Raw genomic sequence first — 23,014 nt, 5'->3', positions numbered from 1 at the left:
TTCTTCCCTTCCAGCAATAATCTGCCGCTTTCTTTATTTTACCCTAAAAATTTCACAAAATCATCATTTGTAGCGAAAAAGTAATATAAAAATTTGAATTTTCATAAAAGTCAACTAATTTACCTGTATCGCACAAAGCTGATAAGTTATTCTACCGAATTCGTAATTCCTTTTCAAATTAACCATCTATAAATATATGGTAAAAAGATAATACTTCCAATTACAACCGCAGTAATAGCATAAATAAAAACCGCTCCGGCCGCTAAGTCTTTAGCTTGTTTAGCAAGCGGGTGGTAGTCCTCTGTCACTAAGTCAACTACACGCTCGATAGCAGTGTTGATTAATTCTAATGATAAGATTCCGCCTATTGCTACAAGAACAAATAACCACTCCAGTTTACTAATTGAAAAGAAAACGGAACACCCAATTACGATAAAAGACACAAATAAATGGATGCGCATATTTCTCTCAGACCAAAGGGCTGTCTTAATTCCAGTTATGGCGAAAGAAAAAGATTTCCATAAATGAACATGCTTATCTCGTGAGTCCATACTCATCTAATATTTCCTTTTGTCGAGAGAACATTTTTTCTTCCTCTTCCTTTTCCATATGATCGTAGCCCAGAAGATGCAGGAAACCGTGAACAGATAAAAATCCAAGTTCTCGAATAAATGAATGTCCATATTCCTTGGCCTGCTCTTCTGCCTTTGGAATGGAAATGATGATATCTCCTAAGACACGAGGAAGCTCCTCCCCTATTAATTCAATTTCACCTTCACCCAGCTCTTCCATAGCGAATGAAATCACGTCCGTAGGCGCATCCTTATCTCTATATTCACGGTTAATTTCGTGAATTCTTTCATTTGATACAAATGTAACGGATACCTCACTATTGTCCTCGACATTTTCTTTATCAGCTGCAAAATTTAATAGTGTTTCGATGTCTTGCATTTGCTCATCTGACAGTTGATTCGTTTCATCTACTAAATCAATCATCAACTTATTCATACTTCAGCCACCTTCTTTGTCATTTCTGGATATTCAATTCTAGAGTGGAAAATCCCCTTTAACGTTTCACAAAAAGAGTGGGATACCGTTTCTAATTCTTTTAAGGTTAATTCGCATTCGTTTAATTGCCCATCTTGGAGACGGTCGGAGACGATTTTCTTAACAAGTGATTCGATTGTTTCCGGTGTAGGCTGGTTCATAGATCTAACTGCAGCTTCCACACTATCGGCAATACCTACAATAGCAGATTCTTTTGTCTGTGGTTTTGGACCAGGGTAACGATAATCCTCTTCATTAACATTTTCTTCGCCTTGCAGCGCCTTATGGTAAAAAAACTTCAAAAGTGTTGTACCATGATGTTGTTCAGCAATATGAATGATTTCCTTTGGCATATTGTATTTTTTTAATATTGCAGACCCATCTGTCACGTGTGAAATAATGATATTAGCACTTTTATCTGGCGGCAGACGATCATGCGGATTGTCAAGTTGCATTTGATTTTCTATGAAAAAGTTGGGCCGTTTTGTTTTACCGACATCATGATAATAACAGCCTACCCTTGCCAGTAAACCATTTGCTCCTATCGCTTCACAGGCTGCATCTGCTAGGTTAGCAACCATAACACTATGGTGATAGGTTCCAGGTGCTTCCATCAATATTTTTCGCAGTAATGGATGATTTGGATTAGAAAGCTCAATCAATTTCATTGTTGAGAGTATACCAAAGCTAGTCTCCAAAAGTGGTAATAGTCCCATTGTCAGGACAGCTGAACCAATTCCTGAAAAAATGGCTGTTAAAATATAATACCCATATTCTAATCCAGAAAATTGTCCATTCGGCAAAAACATTAGTGCCCAAATAGTGAATAGATTTATTGCAGCTGCAAAAGATCCAGCCTGTAAGATTTTAGAGCGCTGATTCTGCCCGCTTAAAAAGAGCACACCTGCAAGTGCACTAAACAATATATAAATCCCAACTGAAAAATTCAGTGTTCCGGAGACTCCTTCATTAAATAAAATACTGCCAAAAATCGAAAAGATGATAGAGGATAGAATCGCTAATTTCTCTTCAATTAATATCTTAATAAGCATTCCGCCCATTGCTGCAGGGAATAAGTAACCTATCCCGGAATAGTTAAAGATTTGCAGCATACTGATAATTTTCAATATAAAAAACGTCAAAATAAAAATAATCCCAAACAAGAGAAGATTGGTCTGTCTCTTTTCTGGATTTTCCTTCAACTGGTAGAAGTAAAAGTAAACCGAGGTCAGAATAATCGAAATGAGAATCAGTAAACCAATAAACGGTTTATACGATTGTTTATTATCTAACAGACCCACTAGTTCTAGCTGGCGAAATTCTTCCTGACGAATTAATTTCCCCTCTTCGATAATAATTTGCCCTTGCAGGATTTTTACAGGTTCTACTGATTCCGCTGCTTGCTTACGCAACTCTTCAGTTGCCTCCGGGTCATAAAATTCATTCTGAATAACAGCATATCTTCCTAATTCAATCGCTGCATTTTTTAAGTCACCATTTAAGGTCGTAAATTTTAATTCTTCTTCTAAACTTTTTTTTGCATTTTCTACATCATCCGCAGAAATTCGTTTATTCATGACATTATTAATAGCCGTCACCGTTAAATCTTTTGCAATGGATAATTCATCATTGCTAGCTTGTACCAGTGCAGTAAAAACACGTTCTGAAAGATCCTTTGTTACACGATCTGTTAATTTCCCCTTTAACATGGTCATTTCTTCTTCAACGGTTGGTTCAAAGACATCTAAAGGGTCTTCGTCGAGGACATTTTGTTTTTTTGTTTCATCCTCTATTTCGTCATTTACATCTGAAGCCGAGTCAAATATCGAAGTAATTAAATCTACTTGATTCGTAGAATATTCCTTTTTCAGTGTGTAGACGTCCTGGACTTGATCCAATGCCTCTTGACGTTTTTTTTCTGTACTGATTTTATCTTCGACCGTTGCCGGGGAGCGAATGGTTTTATCTGCTACCGTCAAAAGACTTATATCAAGTTTCTCCGGCTTCACATTCCCATACATAGAGATAAATAAGACTACTCCTAAAATCACAAAAACTAACACTCTGAAGAAGGTATAATCTAGAAGCTTTTTTATTTGAATTAAGTATTGCTGTATTTTTTTCAACGAACTCCCTCCAAAGCACCTAAATAACCCTAATCAAGTATGTAATCCGCTTTATGTAAAATGATAACAGTTTTTCCCTGAAGTTTCATCTTCTAATAAAAGAAAGCCCACTTTTTACATGTCAATTGTATGATTAGATGGCAAAAAGGATAAACCCTAAGCAGGTTTATCCCTTCATTCAATACCTTAATTTTGCTGTGGTTTTTTTTCATAAGCCTCAATAATTCTGCCTACTAACGGATGACGAACCACATCACTTTGTTCTAAGAAAACAAAGGATATTCCATTAACACCCAACAAGATGTTCTCGGCAGCGATTAGTCCTGACTTTGCCCCTTTTGGTAAATCTATTTGTGTTTGGTCACCTGTAATGACCATTTTCGAACCAAAACCGAGCCGTGTTAAAAACATCTTCATTTGAGCATGTGTGGTATTTTGTGCTTCATCTAATATGACAAAGGCATCGTCTAATGTCCGGCCCCTCATATAGGCTAGCGGAGCAATTTCAATTGTACCACGCTCAATTAATCTTTGAGTATGTTCAGCCCCAAGAACGTCATTTAAAGCGTCATATAAGGGACGTAAATACGGGTCAACCTTTTCTTTCAAGTCACCTGGTAAAAATCCAAGACTTTCTCCTGCCTCTACCGCAGGACGAGTTAGAATAATCTTATTAACTTGCCCATTTTTCAACGCATTGACAGCCATAACTACGGCTAAATACGTTTTTCCTGTTCCTGCGGGACCAATCCCAAATACAAGGTCATGTTGTCTTATTGCCATTATATATTGTCTTTGCCCAAGCGTTTTGATTCGTATACTCTTTCCTTTTACATTCTTCGCAATTTCCTCGTCATAGAGATTATCAAAGTAATCCAGTGTACCTTTTTGCGCCATTTGGATGGCTGACAAAACATCCCTCTGGCTGATTGTTACACCTTTTCTAATGACAAAAATAAGCTTATCAAGAATTTGACTGGCAAGTACTACTCTTTCCTCATCACCAGACAAGCTGACTGACTCGCCGCGCGTGACGATGGATACTTGTAGTTCTTCTTCAATTATTTTTAAATTTGTATCTGCGTTGCCTAAGAGAGCTATCGCTTCCGTTGGATTTTCAAGTTGTACATTTATTGTTTTTAAGTTAACTGTCATTCAGTAGTCTCCTTAGGTATTGGTTGTCCAACCGCTATATTTTCGATTATCTTAAAATGGATATCTAGGATAACTTTACCATTTTTCAACTCTTTGTGTAAAATTTTTTGGTCTTTAATGATAGCTTCTTCATCCAAACCATTTTTTATTTTATCTTTTGCTAATTCAAGTGCATTTTTTTCGGCTTCTTTTTCCGTATACGTCCGGATAGTCTCTTCACGTGCTCGTAATGTTTCATTTCCAATTGAGATAGGCAGCTCCCATTTTAGGAAATGGATTTTATTCACATTCTTTTCCGTTTCATATTCCTTGAATTCTGGTTCGCCAAATCCCCAAATAGGAATTTCTAGATTACCTAAGACGAATGAAAACTTTTGCTTTTCCTGGCCATTGAAGACAAAGAATTTCGTTTCTAACGGTAATTCAACATGGCTTCTATACCAAGTTTCCCCCCAAACTTCTCCAACGGCTGCAACTTGCTCGGTTTGACCTTCCCTTCCAATCACACCTGATACTAGCAGCTGCCCCTGCTCTACATGGTCATGTATATCAACCATTTTTTGTCCTGTTTCAATATACATGGAATCAATAACAGCTTTCTTTTTTGCAACTAGATTTCTTGGTGCCAGTTGTTCTGGCTTTTCAGGTTCTTTCTTCTCAACCACTTGAAGATGGTAGGTTGTCCCCTTTAATTCCACACCAACCCAGGTAAGGTTACCAACATTATTAGTCAATTTCCGTTGAATTCCTTCTACGTTATCCACAAAAAATTGGACTTTACCAATCTTTACTCCCATCTTGTCCAATTCTTTTCGAATCTGATACTCTGTGGCCGGTTTTGCTCCTTTTATTTCAATACCCCAAATGACATTTGATAAAAACATAATAATTAATAAAAAGAGAAGAGCCCCTCCTACAAAACCGCTATTTTTCAATAGCCGTTTAAATAAAAAAGGCATACCTGCCCTTTTTAAAAATTTAATTGAGCATTCTCTCTCTCTTGCATAACGTCTAATTTTTAATGCGTCCTGCAGTCTCATTGTAAAGGTTATCGTTTCAGTCCCGTGTCGTTTTACATTCCATACAATGAGACCGTTCCTGATTAATACATTTAAGAATCTTTCTATACCTCTTCCTGTTACTTTAACGGTTACCTTGCCAGATATGAATTCGATCCATTGGTTTTTCATTTGGTTCCTCCTGGATTATCATTTATATAAATAACCTGATCAATTTTTCCTTCTAGCAAAATTTCTTCAGGTAATATGGTTTTTATCACGAATGACTTCCCTTTAATTTGTAATTGACCCTGCTTTAACAACAGACGCAATTCTTTATCAGTAAAGGTAATTAACCCTCTATGATTCTCGATGTAAATATGGATTTGCCCAATCATTGTGATTCGGGGCAAATCCATCATGACATCTTGAGGAAGATCCATTTTTTGTGCCATCCAGTTTCGGACACGCAGGCCCCATTTTTTTGCCATAAAAAAAGAACCCCCTTTCATCTCATATTTATGAAATGAAAGGGGGTTCTAGCACTTCTTTTTCTTTTAATGCTTCGGATTAGGAAAAATTAATTTAGCCTTTTCTTGGAATGTAAGGTTTTTTAGCTCGCGGTTCACCAAGGATTTCTGCCCAAATAATCCCATTAATGATGGTTTTTTCATCTGGTTTTTCTAATGTTGTACCATCTGTTTCAACTTCTATCCTTGTTGATTCATGCGGCTTAACTAGTTTTTCTGGCATCCTTGGTGGAACAGAATTCATCAGTTGAACGTTTTCCACTGTATTTTGCAATTTCTGCGCCACTGGCTGACCAGTCGAGATTTGTCTTGTTTTTGTCGAGGTGTTCTCCATGTGTTTTTCAACCTTTGTACGAAAATCATCAAAACCCTTTGCTGTAAAAGGTTTTCTTCTACCCGGACTATTATTGCCCTTTGCTCTGCCAAAGATTGAGGAGAGAATACCGGCGATAATTAAAAATAATATTGTTTCCATGCCCCGACCTCCTTTTACCGGTCGTCTTTTTTATCACCAGTCATCTTGCCGATAGATCCGCGCATATCTGTATCAGCAGAAATATTTTTATAATTCATATATTCCATAACACTAATATTACCGGATTTTAATGCTTCTGACATTGCCAGTGGCACTTTCGCCTCTGCCTCTACAACCTTTGCTCTCATTTCTTCTACTCTTGCCTTCATTTCCTGCTCAGTAGCAACAGCCATAGCCCTCCGCTCTTCAGCTTTTGCCTGGGCTATTTTCTTATCGGCTTCTGCTTGCTCTGTCTGCAGTTCAGCACCGATGTTCCTTCCTAAATCAATATCAGCAATGTCAATCGACAGAATTTCAAAAGCTGTACCTGCGTCTAAACCTTTGGCCAAAACTGTTTGGGAAATCAATTCTGGATTCTCGAGTACTTTGCTGTGGTCGGCTGAGGAACCAATCGTCGAAATAACCCCTTCGCCTACACGAGCTACAACAGTATCCTCACCCGCACCTCCGACTAGACGGTCGATATTAGCACGAACGGTAATTCTCGCTTTTGCTTTTACTTCAATACCATTCATGGCAACACCAGCAATAAAAGGTGTCTCAATGACTTTAGGATTAACACTCATTTGTACCGCTTCTAATACATCACGCCCTGCCAAATCGATTGCAGCACAGCGTTCAAATGTTAGCTCAATATTCGCACGATGGGCAGCAATTAAAGCATTTACCACTCTATCAACATTACCACCCGCTAAGTAATGACTTTCAAGCTGATTTGTTGTTACATTTAGACCTGCCTTGTGTGCCTTAATTAGGGGATTTACAACTCGGCTTGGTGTAACCCGTCTAAGTCTCATCCCTACTAATGTAAAAATACTGATACGAACCCCTGCAGCAAGGGCAGATACCCATAGCATTACCGGAACAAATGATAATAATATTCCTAGAAAAATTAACGCAACAACGATAATACCAATCATAAATAAACTTCCACTCGTTAATTCCATAGCGCTTACCTCCTTGTTAGTAATTCATTATACTTTCCTGACTACGATACGTACTCCCTCAACCTTTATCACAGTAATTTTTGCATTTTGATCGATGAAGTCACCTTCACTCACAACATCGATTCTTTCATTATTAAAAACCGCTGTTCCAGATGGTCTTAATACTGTTAACGCAATCCCTTCTTTTCCTAATAAATCTGTTCGATTTACGTTAGAAACATAGCCATCTTCTTTTTTAGCTGTATCAAATAAAATCATTCGATTAAACAAAACCAATTTTCTGCCTAAGACCTTTATCATAATAAATAGGACTGCAATGGAAATACAAATTGCAATGAAAATGGAGATTCCCATATTCAATGGATTTTCTCCTGCTATAAACAGACTTGCTATTAATGCTGCCAATCCTAATGTGCCCGAAATGGCTCCCGGAAGAAAAAATTCTAAGAAAATGAGCATGATTCCTACTGCAAATAACAGAATTGTTCCAAACCCAGCAAGACCAGCTTGAAAATGTCCATAAAAGAAAAGTAGTAGTGCAAATAAACCTATGAATCCTGATATTCCAAACTTTGACGAAAACAACTCATAGACAATTGCTGTTCCTGCAATGGTTAATAGCAGTGTTACAACGATTGGATTTGTTAGGAACTCAACCATAATGACCCTCCCTTCTTGTCGACACTATGTATACGTTTTATATCCAAATAAGTTTCAAATTATCCAAAAACAATGAAAAACCGCAAGCTAACGCTTGCGGCTTTGGTTGTCAGAATAATTATGAAAGGTGTTGTTGTACAAATTTATTTACAAGTGAACCGTCTGCTTTACCTTTTACTTTAGGCATAATCGCAGCCATCACTTTTCCCATATCCGCTTTTGATTTTGCACCGACTTCAGAGATTGTTTCTTGAACAATTTCTGACAACTCTTCTTCGGAAAGCTGCTTCGGTAAATACAGTTCGACAATAGCCAACTCTGCACGCAATTTATCAACAAGGTCTTGACGACCTGCTTTATCAAATTCATGGAGGGATTCTTTGCGTTGCTTTACTTCGCGAGAAAGGATCGTTAACTCATCATCGGCGGAAAGCTCTTTTGTACCAAGCTTAATCGCTTCATTTTGCAATGAAGCTTTTACCATCCGAATTGTTGTGAGTTTGTCTTTTTCCTTATTTTTCATCGCTTGTTTCATGTCATTGTTTAAACGCTCGAGAAGACTCATAAATTACACCCTCTCTTAGAACTTACGTTTTCTTGCTGCTTCAGACTTTTTCTTACGCTTTACACTTGGCTTTTCGTAGAATTCGCGCTTTCTTGCCTCTTGCAAAGTACCAGTTTTTGATACTGTACGTTTGAAGCGACGAAGAGCATCTTCAAGCGATTCGTTTTTACGAACGACGGTTTTAGACATTCTCTTTCCCTCCCTCCGAAACACAACACACTTACATTCAATCCATGTACCTTGCAATTATAATATATCATAGAAACAAGGTCAACTGTATTTCTAGAGTTGAAACAAGCTTTTGATATTTTTATTCATTTATCCACAATTTTTTGAACAACCACTATAAATCTGGCATGTCCTTTTCCCAAGGGCATACAATTTATGGAGGGGGAGAAGACATGCTATACATACTATTATTTATTTTATTTATCTTATTATTTATATTTGGCATGACCATAATAAGGTTTGGATTATTTAACCTATCAGGTAATAAACTAAAAGGTTGGTTAACGAAACTTACAAGTACACCGTTAAAAGGTATGGTGACTGGGACGTTTGTTACTGCATTATTACAGAGCAGTTCTGCAGTAATGGTTATCACCATTGGATTGATTTCAACAAAGATCATGACTTTTCCTCAATCCATCGGGATTATTTTAGGCACAAATATCGGAACCACATTTAAAACTGAATTGATAACTTTTAATCTTGATAAAGTTTTAGTACCATTGGCTATTATTGGAGCATTACTTACCTTTTTTAAACCAATAAAAATTAGAAGTATCGGAATGGTCACCTTTGGAATCGCCTCCGTGTTTACAGCAATGAAGGGATTTGAGCTTCTTGCTCACCCCTTAACTGCACTCCCATTTATCAATAATTATATCCTCTCTATTAACGACAATATCTTACTAAGTATTTTAACTGGAGCATTTATTACCGCAATTATTCAATCAAGTACAGCTATGACAGGTATCACCATGGGTTTTTTAACAGCAGGTCTTCTTCACCTTGATGCTGGGATCGCGATTGTATTTGGGGCAAATATTGGGACATGCATTACAGCACTAATTGCTTCAATTGGGGGCGGGAAAGAATCAAGATTGGCGGCATTTGCACATGTTTGGCTCAATGTGGCGGGTGTTCTAATTTTTACTCCCTTTATTCCATATTTGTCTGAAAATGCCCATGTATTAGCGGATGAGAAAATGATTCAGTTAGCACACATAAGTGTTATTTTTAATGTGGTTTCATCCATTATGGTTTTACCATTTGCAACAAAATTTGGTGAAATGATTTTGAAAATCCATGGTGGCAAAACAAGTAAATAAATAAAAGACGGCCTTGGCCGTCTTCAGGCTGTCGAAAAAGTCCTCGACAGCCACTTTTTGCGTTGCGGTTTTCTTATCTAGATTGTGTGCGTAGGATTTGTCCATAAGAATCCTGGATTGAGGACAAATCCTGACTGGTGTAGCTTTCGTTTTGTCCTCAAGACCCTGGATTGAGGACAATTTCCGCTGACGTAGCTTTCGTTTTGTCCTCAAGACTCTGGATTGAGGACAAATCCCGCTGGTATAGCTTACGTTTTGTCCTCAAGACCCTGGATTGAGGACATATCCTTCTGACAAAGCTTATGTTTTGTCCTCAAGACCCTGGATTGAGGACATATCCTTCTGACAAAGCTTATGTTTTGTCCTCAAGACCCTGGATTGAGGACAAATCCTTCTGACAAAGCTTATGTTTTGTCCTCAAGACCCTGGATTGAGGACAAATCCCGCTGGCAGAACTTCCGTTTTGTCCTCAAGACCATGGATTGAGGACATATCCTGAATGGCAGAGCTACGATCTGTCCTCAAACTGCAAATTCACTTTCTCTACAATCTGAAGACGGCCTTGGCCGTCTTTTTTAGTAGTCAGTGGTGGCTGTTAATCCTTGTAGAATTGCGACTCCTGCACTTGCTCCAATTCTAGTTGCTCCAGCTTGTATCATCTTTTCAGTATCTTCAGTATTTCGAACTCCGCCCGAAGCTTTAACTCCAATATCAGGTCCAACTGTTTCTCTCATAAGCTTTATATCCTCCACTGTTGCACCGCCAGTTGAGAAACCTGTTGATGTTTTTACAAAATCGGTACCAGCCTTTACAGCAAGCTGACAGGCACGAATCTTCTCTTCCCTTGTAAGTAAGCTTGTTTCGATAATTACCTTTGTTAAGGCTTTACCTTTTGCAGCTTCAACAACAGCACGAATATCTTTTCCAACTAAGTCGTCATTTTTATCCTTCAAAGCACCGATGTTGATGACCATATCAACTTCGTCAGCACCGTTTTCTATCGCGTTGCTTGTTTCAAACGCTTTTGTTTCCGAAGTGGTTGCTCCCAAAGGAAAACCAATAACCGTACAAACCTTAACTCCACTTCCACTAAGCAATTCTCTAGCAGTGCTTACCCAGGTTGGATTTACACAAACTGAAAAAAATTTATGTTCTATTGCCTCTTGGCAAAGAGTTTCAATTTGCTGGCGGGTTGCGTCTGCTTTTAATAAGGTATGGTCAATCATTGAAGCAATATTGGTAGTAGCCATTTTTATATGCCCCTTTTCAATAATATATTTGATTCTAATATTAGAGTACCCAAATCCCAATAAAAAAAGGACCAAACAGGTCCTTAAATCGCAGCTTCTTCTTTTGTAAATACTTCTGCTTTAATATCGTCTTCAACAATTCTGACAAATTGTCCTTCATTGTATGGATAACCTGCTTTTGTAATTTTTACTTTAACAAGTTTACCAATCATTTCTTCGGTGGCAGGGAAAACCACTTTTAGATAATTATCCGTATACCCTACATATAACCCATCACTAAATTCTTCTTCTGGGATTATTTCTAAGACATCATTTTCAAAATGCGAAGCATATTCTTTTGCCAACTGATCAGAGAGCGTAATCAACCGGTGAACACGTTCATTTTTAACCTCTTCGTCAACTTGGTCTTCCATCCGTGCGGCAGGTGTTCCTGTGCGTTTGGAATAAGGGAAAACATGGAGTTCAGAAAATTTATGTTCATTAATAAAATTGTATGTTTCCATAAATTCCTCTTCTGTTTCACCAGGAAAGCCAACAATAACGTCAGATGTAACAGCAAGTCCAGGGAGTACTTCTTTAAGACGGTCTAATCTTTCACCGAAGAATTCCATTGTATACTTACGGCGCATTCTTTTTAACACAGTATTAGATCCTGACTGGATTGGGATATGCAAATGACGGACGATGATATTTGAATGTTTGATTACTTCAATCACTTCATCGGTAATTTGACTTGCTTCAATAGAAGAAATCCTAAGTCTAGCAATTCCTTTAACTTGGGCTTCTAAATCACGAAGCAATAAGGCCAGGTTGTAATCCTTCATGTCCTCACCGTAGCCGCCTGTGTGAATCCCAGTTAATACAATTTCTTTATAACCGGCGTCAACAAGCTGCTGTGCTTGGCGAATAACTTCCTTCGGATCTCGTGATCTCATTAACCCGCGTGCCCAAGGGATAATACAGAAAGTACAGAAATTGTTACAACCCTCTTGAATTTTCAACGAAGCACGTGTACGATCCGTAAACGCAGGAACATCAAGCTCTTCATAAACACGATTTTTCATAATATTGCCTACACCATTTATTGGCTGGCGTTCTGTTTTATACTGTTCAATATATTCAAGCATTTTCACGCGGTCCTGGGTTCCAACTACGATATCAACACCAGGTATAGCCATAATTTCAGCAGGTGATGTTTGAGCATAACATCCTGTAACACAAATGACGGCGTCAGGATTTTTCCGGACAGCACGTCGAATCACTTGGCGGCTTTTTTTGTCGCCAGTATTTGTTACCGTGCAAGTATTAATAATATAGACATCCGAAATGGATTCATAATCAACTCGTTCGTAGCCTTCTTGCTTGAACAATTGCCAGATTGCTTCAGTCTCATAATGATTCACCTTACATCCAAGTGTATGAAAAGCGACTGTTGGCATTGTATTCATCTCCTCATTAATTCAAAATGGTAGGAAATCGCCGATAGAGCATATAGAGGCGCAGTTTCCGTTCTTAAAATACGCGGACCTAATCCGCATAGGGCAAAACCATTTTCCTGTAAAGTATTGACTTCTTCTTCTGCAAGTCCACCCTCAGGACCAAAAACTAATAGCAGTGATTCCCCTGGTTTCATGTTTTGTAATGTTGCTGAGAAAACAGACGTTTCGCCAATTCTGCTTTCTTCTTCGAAAGCAACTAATTTATAATGAAAATTTCTGCTCTTCTCTATCAGAGCTTTAAAATTCATCGGACTTATTATCTCAGGTATAATTCCACGATGGGATTGTTCCGCAGCTTCTTTGGCAATTTTTTGCCATCTCTCTACTTTTTTGCCGGCTTTTTTTTCATCCCATTTTACGACAGAACGACGTGCGGCAAAAGGAATAAATTTATGGGCACCAAGTTCAGTACTTTTTTGAATAATCCATTCAAGTTTGTCCCCTTTTGGAAGTCCGCTTGCAATCGTAATTGAAATAGGAAGCTCCGACTTCTCATCTTTCCATTGTACAACGTCTGCAACAACTTGTTCATCGGTAATTTTTGCAATTTCACAAACTGCCGTATTTCCACTTGGATCAACACAAATGATTTTGTCCCCGATCGCCATCCGCATTACCTTAATGATATGATGACGGTCATCACCATCAATCACAAAACTGTTTTCATTTGCTCGTTGTTTAACAAAGTAGCGTTGCACACGATGCACCCCTCTAAAACATTTTACTCTTTATTTTACTGCAACCATTGTTTCATTTAAAGCAGGCAAATAGAAAAAAGGGGCATTATCCCCTTTTTTAAGCATTATATCCTTTTAGCAATAATCGCAACCCAATCTTCCATTAAGATGGTCTCCGTTATTTCAAATCCGGACTGAATGAGTCCTTCTTTTACTTGATCTTTCTTCTGCTGGATAATACCTGAGGCAATAAACGTTCCTCCAGGTTTAACAACACGAGCGACATCATCTGTAAAACGTAAAATAACTTCAGCTAATATATTAGCAACAACCACGTCAGCTGAACTCTCTTCGACACCATCTAAAAGATTATTTTGTGAAGTGGTTACTATATCACTTACTTTATTTAACTTAATATTGAGCCTAGCTGATGTTACAGCAACTTCATCTAAATCATAAGCACGTACATCTTCTGCCCCGAGCATAGCTGCAGCAATACTTAGCACACCTGAACCAGTTCCAACATCTATTACCCTGTCACCAGGTTGAACCGTTCTTTCCAGAGCTTGGATACACATTACAGTCGTTGGATGTGTTCCGGTGCCGAAGGCCATTCCAGGATCCAGTTCAATGATTAGTTCATCACTGCTGACTGGAGTGTATATCTCCCAAGTAGGAACGATCGTAAACCTCTCTGAAATTTTAACAGGATGATAGTATTTCTTCCAAGCTGTCGCCCATTCTTCCTCGTTCACTTCACTAATGGTCACTTTATTTATTCCAATATCAATATTGTGAATAATAAGGTTATTAATTGAATCTTTTATCGCGTCTACCGTTTCACCTAAGAAGCTGTTAACAGGAAGATATGCTTTAACGATAACTCCTTCCTCAGGGTAATCATCAGGATTGAGTTGGTAGATTTCCCCGAACTGATCTTGCCTCTCCTTCGTTAGTTCAAAAGGATCCTCAATAACTACACCGCTAGCACCGGCCTCATGTAAAATATGCGATATTGGTTCAATCGCCTCGTTTGTAGTGTGAATACTAAGTTCAGACCATTTCATTCTACCAACTCCAATCCTTATTCGCCCTTAAAGGCTCGTTTTACTTTTGAGAAGAAGCCCTCTTCATGTTCACCTATTGGCGAGTTTCCACTAAGATCCGCAAACTCACGAAGAAGCTGCTTTTGTTTATCCGTTAATTTTGTAGGAGTAATAATGCGAACGATTATATGCTGATCCCCTACTCCATAACCACGAACATTAGGAATCCCTTTTCCTTTGAGTCGGAATTTCGTTCCAGTTTGAGTTCCGGCTGGAACCTTAAGTTTTACCTTACCATGTAAGGTAGGGACTTCAATATCATCCCCAAGCGAAGCTTGAACAAAAGTGATAGGCATTTCACAATAAACATCATCGCCATCTCTCTCAAAAAACTCGTGTTCTCGAACGTGGAAAACAATATATAAATCTCCAGAAGGGCCACCGTTAATACCGCCCTCACCTTGTCCTGAGATTCTTAATTGTTGACCATCATCAATACCTGCAGGGATTTTAACATGAATCTTTTTCCGCTTTTTCACTTTACCAGTTCCGCCGCAGGTTGAACATTTATGTTTAATCTCTTTACCTGTACCGTTACAATGATGACAAGTACGGCGATTAACCACTCTGCCAAATGGTGTATTTTGCTCTATATTTAACTGTCCTGTTCCATGACAGTGTTGACAGGTTTCTGGCTTTGTTCCTTTTTTAGCACCAGAACCGTCACATGTACCACAGGTTTCTTCACGAGGAATTTCAATATCTGTTTCTTTTCCGAAAGCCGCTTCTTCAAAAGAAATAGTCATTGTATATTGCAGGTCTGCACCTTGTCTTGGGGCATTTGGATCACGTCTGCGCGAACCACCGCCGCCAAAAAAGGTATTAAAAATATCTTCAAAGCCACCGAAACCACCGCCGAAATCAGCGCCGCCGCCAAAGCCTTGATTTGGATCAGTATGACCAAATTGATCATAATGCGCCTTTTTCTGATCATCGCTTAGAACCTCATAAGCTTCAGCGATTTCTTTAAATTTATCTGCAGCATCAGGCTCTTTGTTAATATCTGGATGATATTGTTTTGAGAGCTTCCGATATGCTTTTTTTATTTCATCCTTAGAAGCGCTTTTACTAACACCAAGCACCTCATAGTAATCTCGTTTACTCATGATTACCACTCCCGAATCTGTCACATAAAGATTATTCTAACACAATAAAAACATAAATTACAAAGAAAAAGCCAAAGCCGATGCTGACTTTGACTTTTTCATAGGTTCGTTAATCGAAATTTTATTTTTCTTCCTTAATTTCTTCAAATTCAGCGTCGACTACATTGTCATCTTTAGCGCCACTCGCTCCGCCTTCTGCACCTTGTGCACCTTGGGCTGCCTGAGCAGCTTGTTCATAAAGCTTAACGGTTAACGCTTGAACGATTTCTTGTAATGCGTCCTTTTTAGCACGAATTTCAGCTAAGTCGTTGCTTTCAATTGCAGCTTTTAAAGCATCCTTCGCTTCATTTGCATTTGCAACCTCAGCAGCGTCCACTTTTCCTTCAAGATCTTTTAATGTCTTTTCGGTTGTGAAAACTAACTGATCGGCTTCATTACGAAGTTCCACTTCTTCTTTACGCTGTTTGTCAGCTTCAGCGTTTTCTTCAGCTTCTCTGACCATTTTTTGAATCTCTTCATCTGAAAGACCTGTTGAAGATTTAATTGTGATTTGTTGTTCTTTATTCGTACCAAGATCTTTTGCACGTACATTTACGATACCGTTTTTATCAATATCAAACGTTACTTCAATTTGTGGAATTCCACGTGGAGCCGGTGGAATATCAGATAATTGGAAGCGGCCCAAAGTTTTATTTAGATTTGCCATTGGACGTTCCCCTTGAAGAACATGTATATCTACAGCCGTTTGGTTATCTGCAGCAGTTGAGAATACTTGTGATTTTGATGTTGGAATCGTTGTATTACGGTCGATTAACTTTGTAAATACGCCGCCCATTGTTTCAATACCAAGTGAAAGTGGTGTTACGTCAAGTAAAACAACATCCTTAACATCACCAGTGATTACGCCACCCTGAATAGCAGCACCCATTGCCACTACTTCATCAGGGTTTACTCCGCGGTGCGGCTCTTTACCTGTTGCTTTCTTAATAGCCTCTTGAACAGCAGGAATACGCGTTGAACCCCCAACAAGAATAACTTTATCAAGTTGAGATGGAGATAAACCAGCGTCACTTAATGCTTGACGAGTTGGTCCCATTGTACGTTCAACAAGGTGAGCAGATAGCTCATCAAATTTCGCTCTAGTCATGGTTACTTCAAGGTGAAGTGGACCAGCAGCCCCAGCAGTGATAAATGGTAAAGAAATTTGCGTTGAAGCTACTCCGGATAAGTCCTTTTTCGCCTTTTCTGCAGCATCCTTTAAACGCTGTAATGCCATCTTATCTTGAGATAGGTCAATCCCATTTTCTTTTTTAAATTGCTCAACTAGGTAATCAATAATTACTTGGTCAAAGTCATCTCCGCCTAGACGATTATCACCAGCAGTAGATTTAACTTCGAATACGCCGTCACCTAATTCAAGGATAGAAACGTCGAATGTACCGCCGCCAAGGTCATAAACAAGAATGGTTTGGTCTTCGTCGGTTTTATCTAAACCGTATGCTAGCGCTGCAGCAGTGGGCTCGTTGATAATACGCTCAACTTCTAAACCAGCAATTCTTCCTGCATCCTTTGTTGCTTGACGCTCTGCATCATTAAAGTAAGCAGGTACAGTAATTACAGCTTTTGTAACTGGCTCGCCTAGATAATCTTCAGCATAAGATTTTAAATATTGAAGGATAATAGCTGACATTTCTTGTGGAGTATAGTTTTTACCTTCTACTTCCACTTTATAATCTGTTCCCATATGACGTTTAATCGACATGATGGTATTTGGGTTCGTAACAGCCTGACGCTTAGCTACTTCCCCAATTTGGCGTTCACCGTTTTTAAATGCTACTACAGATGGTGTTGTACGGTTTCCTTCTGGATTTGGAATAACCTTTGGCTCGCCGCCTTCTAGTACGGAGACACATGAGTTTGTTGTACCAAGGTCAATACCGATAATTTTACTCATAACCTTTTCCTCCTAAATATAATATGTAGGTCTTACTGGTTTACCTTAACCATTGATGGGCGGATCAAGCGATCCTTTAAGATGTACCCTTTTTGGAATTCATCAGTCACAATATTTGAACCAAAATTTTCATCTTCTCCTTGCATAACGGCTTGATGGAAATTCGGATCAAATTCTTTACCAACAGCTTCAATTGCCTCGACACCCTCTTTTTTCAAGGCATCCACTAAACTTCGATATACCATTTCCATACCTTGAAGCAACGTTTTGGTCTGCTCGTTATCAGCTTCAACTTTTAAACCTCTCTCAAAGTTATCTAAAACTGGGAGCAAATCAGTGACCAATTTTTGTGCTCTATATTTTTCACCTGCCTCGATATCTAATCGAGTACGACGGCGGAAGTTATCAAAATCTGCTTGAAGACGCAAATAACGATTATCTGCTTCTTCTAATTTACTAGTGAGGTTTTGAATCTCAGCAGCATAGTCTATATCGATTGAATCTTCTTTAGTTTCTTCTTCAGCAAAAACTGTTTCAACTTCCTCATTGGTAAGTTCAACTTGTTCACTGTTTTCAAATTCAACTTCTTCATTAACTGTGTTGTTCTTTTCGTTTGTCAACTTACTCACCTCCTTAAAGGTCGTTAAACATTTATAGTAATTGTTTAATTTCATGAAAAGGTGGGTGAAAACAAATCATTTCACCCTCAGTGAAAAAGAGTATTTTACTTAGGTGTAATACGCAGTATTTTACTTAGGTGTAATACGCAGTATTTTACCTAAGTGTAATACGCAGTATTACACCCTTACTCAATATTTCCACTGCTATTATTTTTGATACAGGTTTGTTAATACTGAGGTTAAATCATTACTTAAAAACTGCAGTAAGCTTATGACACGTGAGTACTCCATTCTCGTTGGTCCAAGAATCGCAATGGTGCCCAAACTCTCCGCACCAACAGAATAGGTTGCGGTAATAAGACTGCAATTTTCCATTGCACTGTTGTTGTTTTCCCTGCCGATTTTTACATGGATACCAGCAGAGTCATTTTTGATTAACGGATAGATCCACTCTTCGTGATCAATCATTTGCAGAAGAGTACGTATTTTACTGATATCATGAAATTCGGGCTGGCTTAACATATTTGTCTTTCCACCGAAGAAGAGTTTTTCATTAACCGGCATTTTAAGTGAATCGGCAATGGTGTGCAGCATTAAATCGTAATTCCGAATATGCTGCCTCAGCAGGGTTGCTACTTCCTTATAAATTTTATCGTTTAAATCCTCAAGAGCTACCCCTGTTAACCGTTCATTTAATATGTTTACTGTTTTTTCCAAATCACTTGCATCAACGGAAGGAGGCAAATAAAATGTCCGATTTTCAACATGTCCTGAATCCGTAACAAAGATAGCTACAGCTGATTCCTTATTTAAAGGAATAATTTGTATTCTTTTAAGTTTATTAAAGCTTGCAGCTGGACCTAAAACGATTGAAGTATAATTGGTAAGCTCAGATAAAATCTTTGCTGACTTTTGTATGATTTTCTCGAATTCAAAAATCTTTTCCGCAAAGATCGATTGAATAATCGAAATATCCTGCTTATTTAAGACTTGAGGCGACAGTAAATGGTCTACATAGTACCGATAGCCTTTTTCAGAAGGAACACGACCTGAAGAAGTATGAGTTTTTTCTATATAGCCTAATTCCTCAAGGTCAGCCATTTCATTCCGAATGGTTGCTGAACTAAATGAAATTTCTTCTTTTTTAGACAAACTCCTTGAGCCGACAGGTTGTGCAGACCGAATAAAATCATCAACAATAACCTGAAGAATCAATAATTGACGATCTGTTAACACCTTTCATCACCTCTGTTAGCACTCATTGAAGTCGAGTGCTAATTCTATTAATAAATTATCAAAAAAAGGGGGAGGGTGTCAATCATTTGCTATCAAGAAAATACAAAAGCAACTTTTTAAAATCCTACTTTATGACACCTAAAAATGATTGAAAAACTTCATTTCCTAGCAGCCGCCCTGTTTTAGTTAAATATATATTATCTTTTTTTACTTCTATCCATTTTTTAGCAATTAAATCAGAGATCTCATTTTCAAAAATTTGAAGTGGGTCCATATCAAACTTTTCGATAAAATGGGATATAGACACACCATCTGTTTTTCGCAGACCTAAAAACATTTCTTCTTCTATTTGTTCTGCTTTTGAAGTTTGGTGTTCTTGAAAAATAGGGAGATTTCCGTCAGCAATTTGTTCCATATATTTTTTTAATGGTCCTGCATTCGATCGTCTCCAGCCATCCACATAACTGTGTGCTCCTGCACCGAACCCATAATAAAAATCGTTATTCCAGTATGTTAGATTATGTTTGCTTTCATAGCCAGGCTTTGAAAAATTACTAATTTCATACTGGCTAAATCCATACTGTTCCATTTGTTCCATTAGCAGTTTATACATCTCCGCTTCCGCGTCTTCTCCCGGTGTAGGAAGTTTCCCTTTTTGCATAAGATTGTAAAAAACGGTTTTTGGTTCAATAATTAACGAGTACGCCGAATAATGTTGAATGTCCAGTGAAAAAGCCTCGATCAATGAATCTTTAAAATCTGTTATGGTTTGGGTCGGCAGACTGAAGATTAAATCAATGCTAATATTTTTGAAGCCAATAGACTTTGCATTCTCTACAGTCTGGTAAACATCCTTGGCACGATGGACACGACCAATACTCTTTAATAGTTCATCATTAAAGGTTTGAACACCAAGACTGAGTCGGTTTACACCCGCATTCTTTAATATTTGTAATTTTTCCTTGCTTAAATCTCCTGGATTCGCTTCAAAAGTAAATTCAAGTTGTTTACTCATCGGCAAGTTTCGGCTAATACTGTCACAAAATTTCTCAAGCTGCTTCGCATTTAAGGAGGTCGGTGTACCGCCACCCACAAATATGGTATCCAGTTGATCTGTTGGATATTTTTGTAAAGTAAGTATCATTTCCTGCTCAAGTGCCTCTAAATATTGATCTACCGGCTGCCCTTTTAGGAAAACTTTATTAAAATCACAGTAATGGCAAATATGTTCACAAAAGGGGATATGGAGATAGGCAGCTTTAATCATACTTTCACCTTCTATTCGGTTAGTCTCTTGAAAGAAAAAGAGGCTGGATTTTGCCTATTAATAAGACTTGTCCTAACCTCCCGTTTCGTTTTTATTTTTTTGTATTGTTATCATCCATTTTAAGGACAGCCATGAAGGCTTCTTGTGGGACTTCAACAGAACCAACCTGTTTCATCCGCTTTTTACCTTCTTTTTGTTTCTCGAGCAGCTTTCGTTTACGAGAGATATCTCCCCCATAACATTTAGCCAATACGTTTTTACCCATTGATTTAATGGTTGAACGAGCAACAATTTTTTGACCAATAGCGGCTTGGACAGGAACTTCGAATTGCTGCCTTGGGATTAATTCCTTTAGCTTCTCAACAATGACTTTGCCGCGTTCGTAGGCAAAATCTTTATGGACGATAAAGCTTAAGGCATCAACCTTTTCAGCATTTAACAATATATCCATCTTAACCAAGCTAGACGGTTTGTAGCCAATTAATTCATAATCAAATGATGCATAGCCTCGGGTGCTAGATTTAAGTTGATCAAAGAAATCATAAACAATTTCTGCTAGCGGAATTTCATAGATGATGCCTACACGGTTTTCACCTTGGTATTGCATATCCATAAAAATACCACGTTTTTGCTGACAAAGCTCCATAATTGCACCTACGTATTCATTTGGAGCCATCATCGTTGCTTTCACGTAAGGCTCTTCAACGTGGTCAATTTTCTGTGGATCCGGAAGATTTGAAGGGTTATCCACTTTTAATTGCGTTCCATTTGTCATGTGTACATCATAGATAACACTTGGTGCTGTTGTAATCAAATCAATCTTAAATTCCCGCTCAATCCGCTCCTGAATAATCTCCATATGAAGGAGACCTAAGAACCCACAGCGAAAACCAAAACCTAGGGCTTGTGATGTTTCAGGCTCGAACTGGAGTGCAGAATCATTTAACTGCAGCTTCTCTAATGCTTCACGTAAATCGTTAAACTTCGCAGTATCGATTGGATACAGTCCACAATACACCATTGGATTTAATTTACGATATCCTGGAAGCGGTTCGGTTGCACCATTTTTCGCATTAGTTATTGTATCACCGACACGGGTATCACCGACATTTTTAATTGAAGCTGAAAGGAATCCAACATCCCCAACGGTTAGTTCATCTAGCAATAATGATTTTGGTGTGAATACACCTACTTCATTCACTTCAAATTCTGCACCTGTTGCCATCATTTTAATTTTATCGCCCACTTTGACGCTTCCTTCTACTACACGAATGTAGGCAACAACACCACGATAGGCATCATAAAGGGAATCAAAAATTAGAGCTTTTAACGGGGCATCAGGGTCACCAGTCGGAGCAGGAACCGTTTTAACTACCTGTTCAAGGATATCTTCAATCCCAATACCTGCTTTAGCAGAGGCTAGTACCGCTCCAGAGGCGTCTAGTCCAATAACTTCTTCGATCTCATTACGAACCCTTTCTGGCTCAGCGCTTGGTAAATCGATTTTATTAATAACAGGTAAAATTTCTAGGTTATTATCTAATGCCAAATAAACGTTGGCCAGGGTTTGCGCCTCAATCCCCTGCGCCGCGTCAACAACTAAAACGGCACCTTCACACGCAGCAAGACTTCGTGAAACCTCATAGGTAAAATCGACATGCCCGGGTGTATCAATAAGATGGAAAATATACTCTTCTCCATCATTCGCTTTGTATTTCAACTGAACAGCATTTAACTTTATCGTAATCCCGCGTTCTCTTTCTAAATCCATTGAATCTAAAAGTTGAGATTTCATTTCACGTGAAGTTAATGCATTCGTTTTTTCTAGTATACGGTCTGCTAATGTTGATTTCCCATGGTCAATATGGGCAATAATTGAGAAATTTCGAATCTTTGATTGTCTTTTTAGTTTTTCTTCTCTATTCATGTGTTTCACTCCTACTATAACTCGCACAATTACACTATTTTTGATTATATCAGTACGGGAAATAAGATTCAATGAAAACAAGATGATGGTGGGTTTTACAAATAAAAATAGCGGTTTCCGAGGAGGAACCGCTGATATTTATTATTGAGTAATAAGGTTAATAAGTTTTTCAGAAGCAGTAGAAACACCTTCCGAGATTTTCTTCCCCATCGAAGAAAATAGATTAAAGGCACTTATTTCTTCAAGCTTCTTTTTCTTTTCATCGATGTCATGGCTTGATATGTCATTTCCCAAGAATGTTGCCTTAACATGGTCACCATTATCATTTAAGGCAACAGCATTTTGAAAATTAGGGTCGTCATAGCCCTTCATTTTATGAATACCGTCATTCGCTAATTGCATACCAGCTAACACCGAAATAAACATAAGCGAAACGATACAAAAAAATTTCAGCATGAACATTTTCATAGGACAT

The 23,014-nt window shown here is 38.2% G+C and carries 23 protein-coding genes; 1 reads left to right on the top strand and 22 read right to left on the bottom strand.

Annotation, left to right across the window (positions count from 1 at the left end):
* Positions 1-173: 173 nt before the first annotated feature.
* From ACN6MT_RS12745 to rpsU, 11 genes are all read right to left on the bottom strand, one after another.
* Complete coding sequence (locus ACN6MT_RS12745) at positions 174-557, bottom strand: diacylglycerol kinase family protein (protein ID WP_419956109.1); 384 nt, start codon at positions 555-557, stop codon at positions 174-176.
* Complete coding sequence (gene ybeY, locus ACN6MT_RS12740; protein WP_419956108.1) at positions 535-1,008, bottom strand: rRNA maturation RNase YbeY; 474 nt, start codon at positions 1,006-1,008, stop codon at positions 535-537. The genes ACN6MT_RS12745 and ybeY overlap by 23 nt, the downstream gene beginning before the upstream one ends.
* A complete protein-coding gene (locus ACN6MT_RS12735) occupies positions 1,005-3,173 on the bottom strand; it encodes an HD family phosphohydrolase (RefSeq protein ID WP_419956107.1) in 2,169 nt (722 codons plus the stop codon). Before ACN6MT_RS12735 ends, ybeY begins: the two co-directional genes overlap by 4 nt.
* Before the next feature lie 186 nt (positions 3,174-3,359).
* Positions 3,360-4,328: a PhoH family protein gene (locus tag ACN6MT_RS12730; RefSeq protein ID WP_063251335.1), complete on the bottom strand. Its 969-nt coding sequence runs from the start codon at positions 4,326-4,328 to the stop codon at positions 3,360-3,362.
* The gene (gene yqfD / locus ACN6MT_RS12725; RefSeq protein WP_419956106.1) at positions 4,325-5,518 is read right to left on the bottom strand and encodes a sporulation protein YqfD; all 1,194 of its coding nucleotides are present in this window, start codon (positions 5,516-5,518) and stop codon (positions 4,325-4,327) included. Before yqfD ends, ACN6MT_RS12730 begins: the two co-directional genes overlap by 4 nt.
* Complete coding sequence (gene yqfC, locus ACN6MT_RS12720) at positions 5,515-5,817, bottom strand: sporulation protein YqfC (RefSeq protein WP_063251337.1); 303 nt, start codon at positions 5,815-5,817, stop codon at positions 5,515-5,517. The genes yqfD and yqfC overlap by 4 nt, the downstream gene beginning before the upstream one ends.
* 94 nt (positions 5,818-5,911) lie before the next feature.
* Complete coding sequence (locus tag ACN6MT_RS12715; protein ID WP_419956105.1) at positions 5,912-6,331, bottom strand: hypothetical protein; 420 nt, start codon at positions 6,329-6,331, stop codon at positions 5,912-5,914.
* Between the two features lie 14 nt (positions 6,332-6,345).
* Complete coding sequence (gene floA / locus ACN6MT_RS12710; RefSeq protein ID WP_411834222.1) at positions 6,346-7,311, bottom strand: flotillin-like protein FloA; 966 nt, start codon at positions 7,309-7,311, stop codon at positions 6,346-6,348.
* A 54-nt stretch (positions 7,312-7,365) separates the two neighbouring features.
* Positions 7,366-7,998 (bottom strand): NfeD family protein, encoded by a 633-nt coding sequence (locus ACN6MT_RS12705; protein WP_063251340.1) that lies wholly within the window; start codon positions 7,996-7,998, stop codon positions 7,366-7,368.
* Between the two features lie 118 nt (positions 7,999-8,116).
* On the bottom strand, positions 8,117-8,563 hold the full coding sequence (locus ACN6MT_RS12700; RefSeq protein WP_063251341.1) for a GatB/YqeY domain-containing protein: 447 nt from the start codon (positions 8,561-8,563) through the stop codon (positions 8,117-8,119).
* A 15-nt stretch (positions 8,564-8,578) separates the two neighbouring features.
* Complete coding sequence (gene rpsU, locus ACN6MT_RS12695; RefSeq protein WP_007087607.1) at positions 8,579-8,752, bottom strand: 30S ribosomal protein S21; 174 nt, start codon at positions 8,750-8,752, stop codon at positions 8,579-8,581.
* A 212-nt stretch (positions 8,753-8,964) separates the two neighbouring features.
* Here rpsU and ACN6MT_RS12690 point away from each other — a divergent pair, with 212 nt between their 5' ends.
* Positions 8,965-9,897, top strand: a complete 933-nt coding sequence (locus ACN6MT_RS12690; RefSeq protein WP_419956104.1) for a Na/Pi symporter — start codon at positions 8,965-8,967, stop codon at positions 9,895-9,897.
* Between the two features lie 575 nt (positions 9,898-10,472).
* Here the strand turns inward: ACN6MT_RS12690 and deoC are convergent.
* The 11 genes from deoC to ACN6MT_RS12635 form a co-directional block, all read right to left on the bottom strand.
* A complete protein-coding gene (gene deoC / locus ACN6MT_RS12685; RefSeq protein ID WP_419956103.1) occupies positions 10,473-11,147 on the bottom strand; it encodes a deoxyribose-phosphate aldolase in 675 nt (224 codons plus the stop codon).
* 83 nt (positions 11,148-11,230) lie between these two features.
* The gene (gene mtaB, locus ACN6MT_RS12680; protein ID WP_063251344.1) at positions 11,231-12,586 is read right to left on the bottom strand and encodes a tRNA (N(6)-L-threonylcarbamoyladenosine(37)-C(2))-methylthiotransferase MtaB; all 1,356 of its coding nucleotides are present in this window, start codon (positions 12,584-12,586) and stop codon (positions 11,231-11,233) included.
* Positions 12,587-12,591: 5 nt separating this feature from the next.
* A complete protein-coding gene (locus tag ACN6MT_RS12675) occupies positions 12,592-13,344 on the bottom strand; it encodes a 16S rRNA (uracil(1498)-N(3))-methyltransferase (protein ID WP_419956102.1) in 753 nt (250 codons plus the stop codon).
* Between the two features lie 104 nt (positions 13,345-13,448).
* Positions 13,449-14,390, bottom strand: a complete 942-nt coding sequence (prmA, locus tag ACN6MT_RS12670; protein ID WP_063251346.1) for a 50S ribosomal protein L11 methyltransferase — start codon at positions 14,388-14,390, stop codon at positions 13,449-13,451.
* A gap of 17 nt (positions 14,391-14,407) precedes the next feature.
* On the bottom strand, positions 14,408-15,535 hold the full coding sequence (gene dnaJ / locus ACN6MT_RS12665) for a molecular chaperone DnaJ (RefSeq protein ID WP_419956101.1): 1,128 nt from the start codon (positions 15,533-15,535) through the stop codon (positions 14,408-14,410).
* 121 nt (positions 15,536-15,656) lie between these two features.
* Complete coding sequence (gene dnaK, locus ACN6MT_RS12660) at positions 15,657-17,489, bottom strand: molecular chaperone DnaK (protein WP_063251348.1); 1,833 nt, start codon at positions 17,487-17,489, stop codon at positions 15,657-15,659.
* Between the two features lie 32 nt (positions 17,490-17,521).
* Positions 17,522-18,109 (bottom strand): nucleotide exchange factor GrpE, encoded by a 588-nt coding sequence (gene grpE / locus ACN6MT_RS12655; RefSeq protein ID WP_419956100.1) that lies wholly within the window; start codon positions 18,107-18,109, stop codon positions 17,522-17,524.
* A 207-nt stretch (positions 18,110-18,316) separates the two neighbouring features.
* The gene (hrcA, locus tag ACN6MT_RS12650) at positions 18,317-19,345 is read right to left on the bottom strand and encodes a heat-inducible transcriptional repressor HrcA (RefSeq protein WP_063251350.1); all 1,029 of its coding nucleotides are present in this window, start codon (positions 19,343-19,345) and stop codon (positions 18,317-18,319) included.
* 124 nt (positions 19,346-19,469) lie between these two features.
* Positions 19,470-20,612: a radical SAM family heme chaperone HemW gene (hemW, locus tag ACN6MT_RS12645; protein WP_419956099.1), complete on the bottom strand. Its 1,143-nt coding sequence runs from the start codon at positions 20,610-20,612 to the stop codon at positions 19,470-19,472.
* Positions 20,613-20,703: 91 nt separating this feature from the next.
* Positions 20,704-22,539, bottom strand: coding sequence for a translation elongation factor 4 (gene lepA / locus ACN6MT_RS12640; protein WP_063251352.1), 1,836 nt, complete (start codon positions 22,537-22,539; stop codon positions 20,704-20,706).
* Between the two features lie 141 nt (positions 22,540-22,680).
* Positions 22,681-23,007, bottom strand: coding sequence for a DUF3679 domain-containing protein (locus ACN6MT_RS12635; RefSeq protein ID WP_063251353.1), 327 nt, complete (start codon positions 23,005-23,007; stop codon positions 22,681-22,683).
* Positions 23,008-23,014 lie beyond the last annotated feature (7 nt).

Origin of the sequence: Neobacillus niacini (assembly GCF_048572935.1) — a bacterium.
Lineage (GTDB): Bacteria > Bacillota > Bacilli > Bacillales > Cytobacillaceae > Neobacillus > Neobacillus niacini.
The sequence above is the reverse complement of the archived record's forward strand: the minus strand, read 5'-3'. Positions and strand labels throughout refer to the sequence as shown.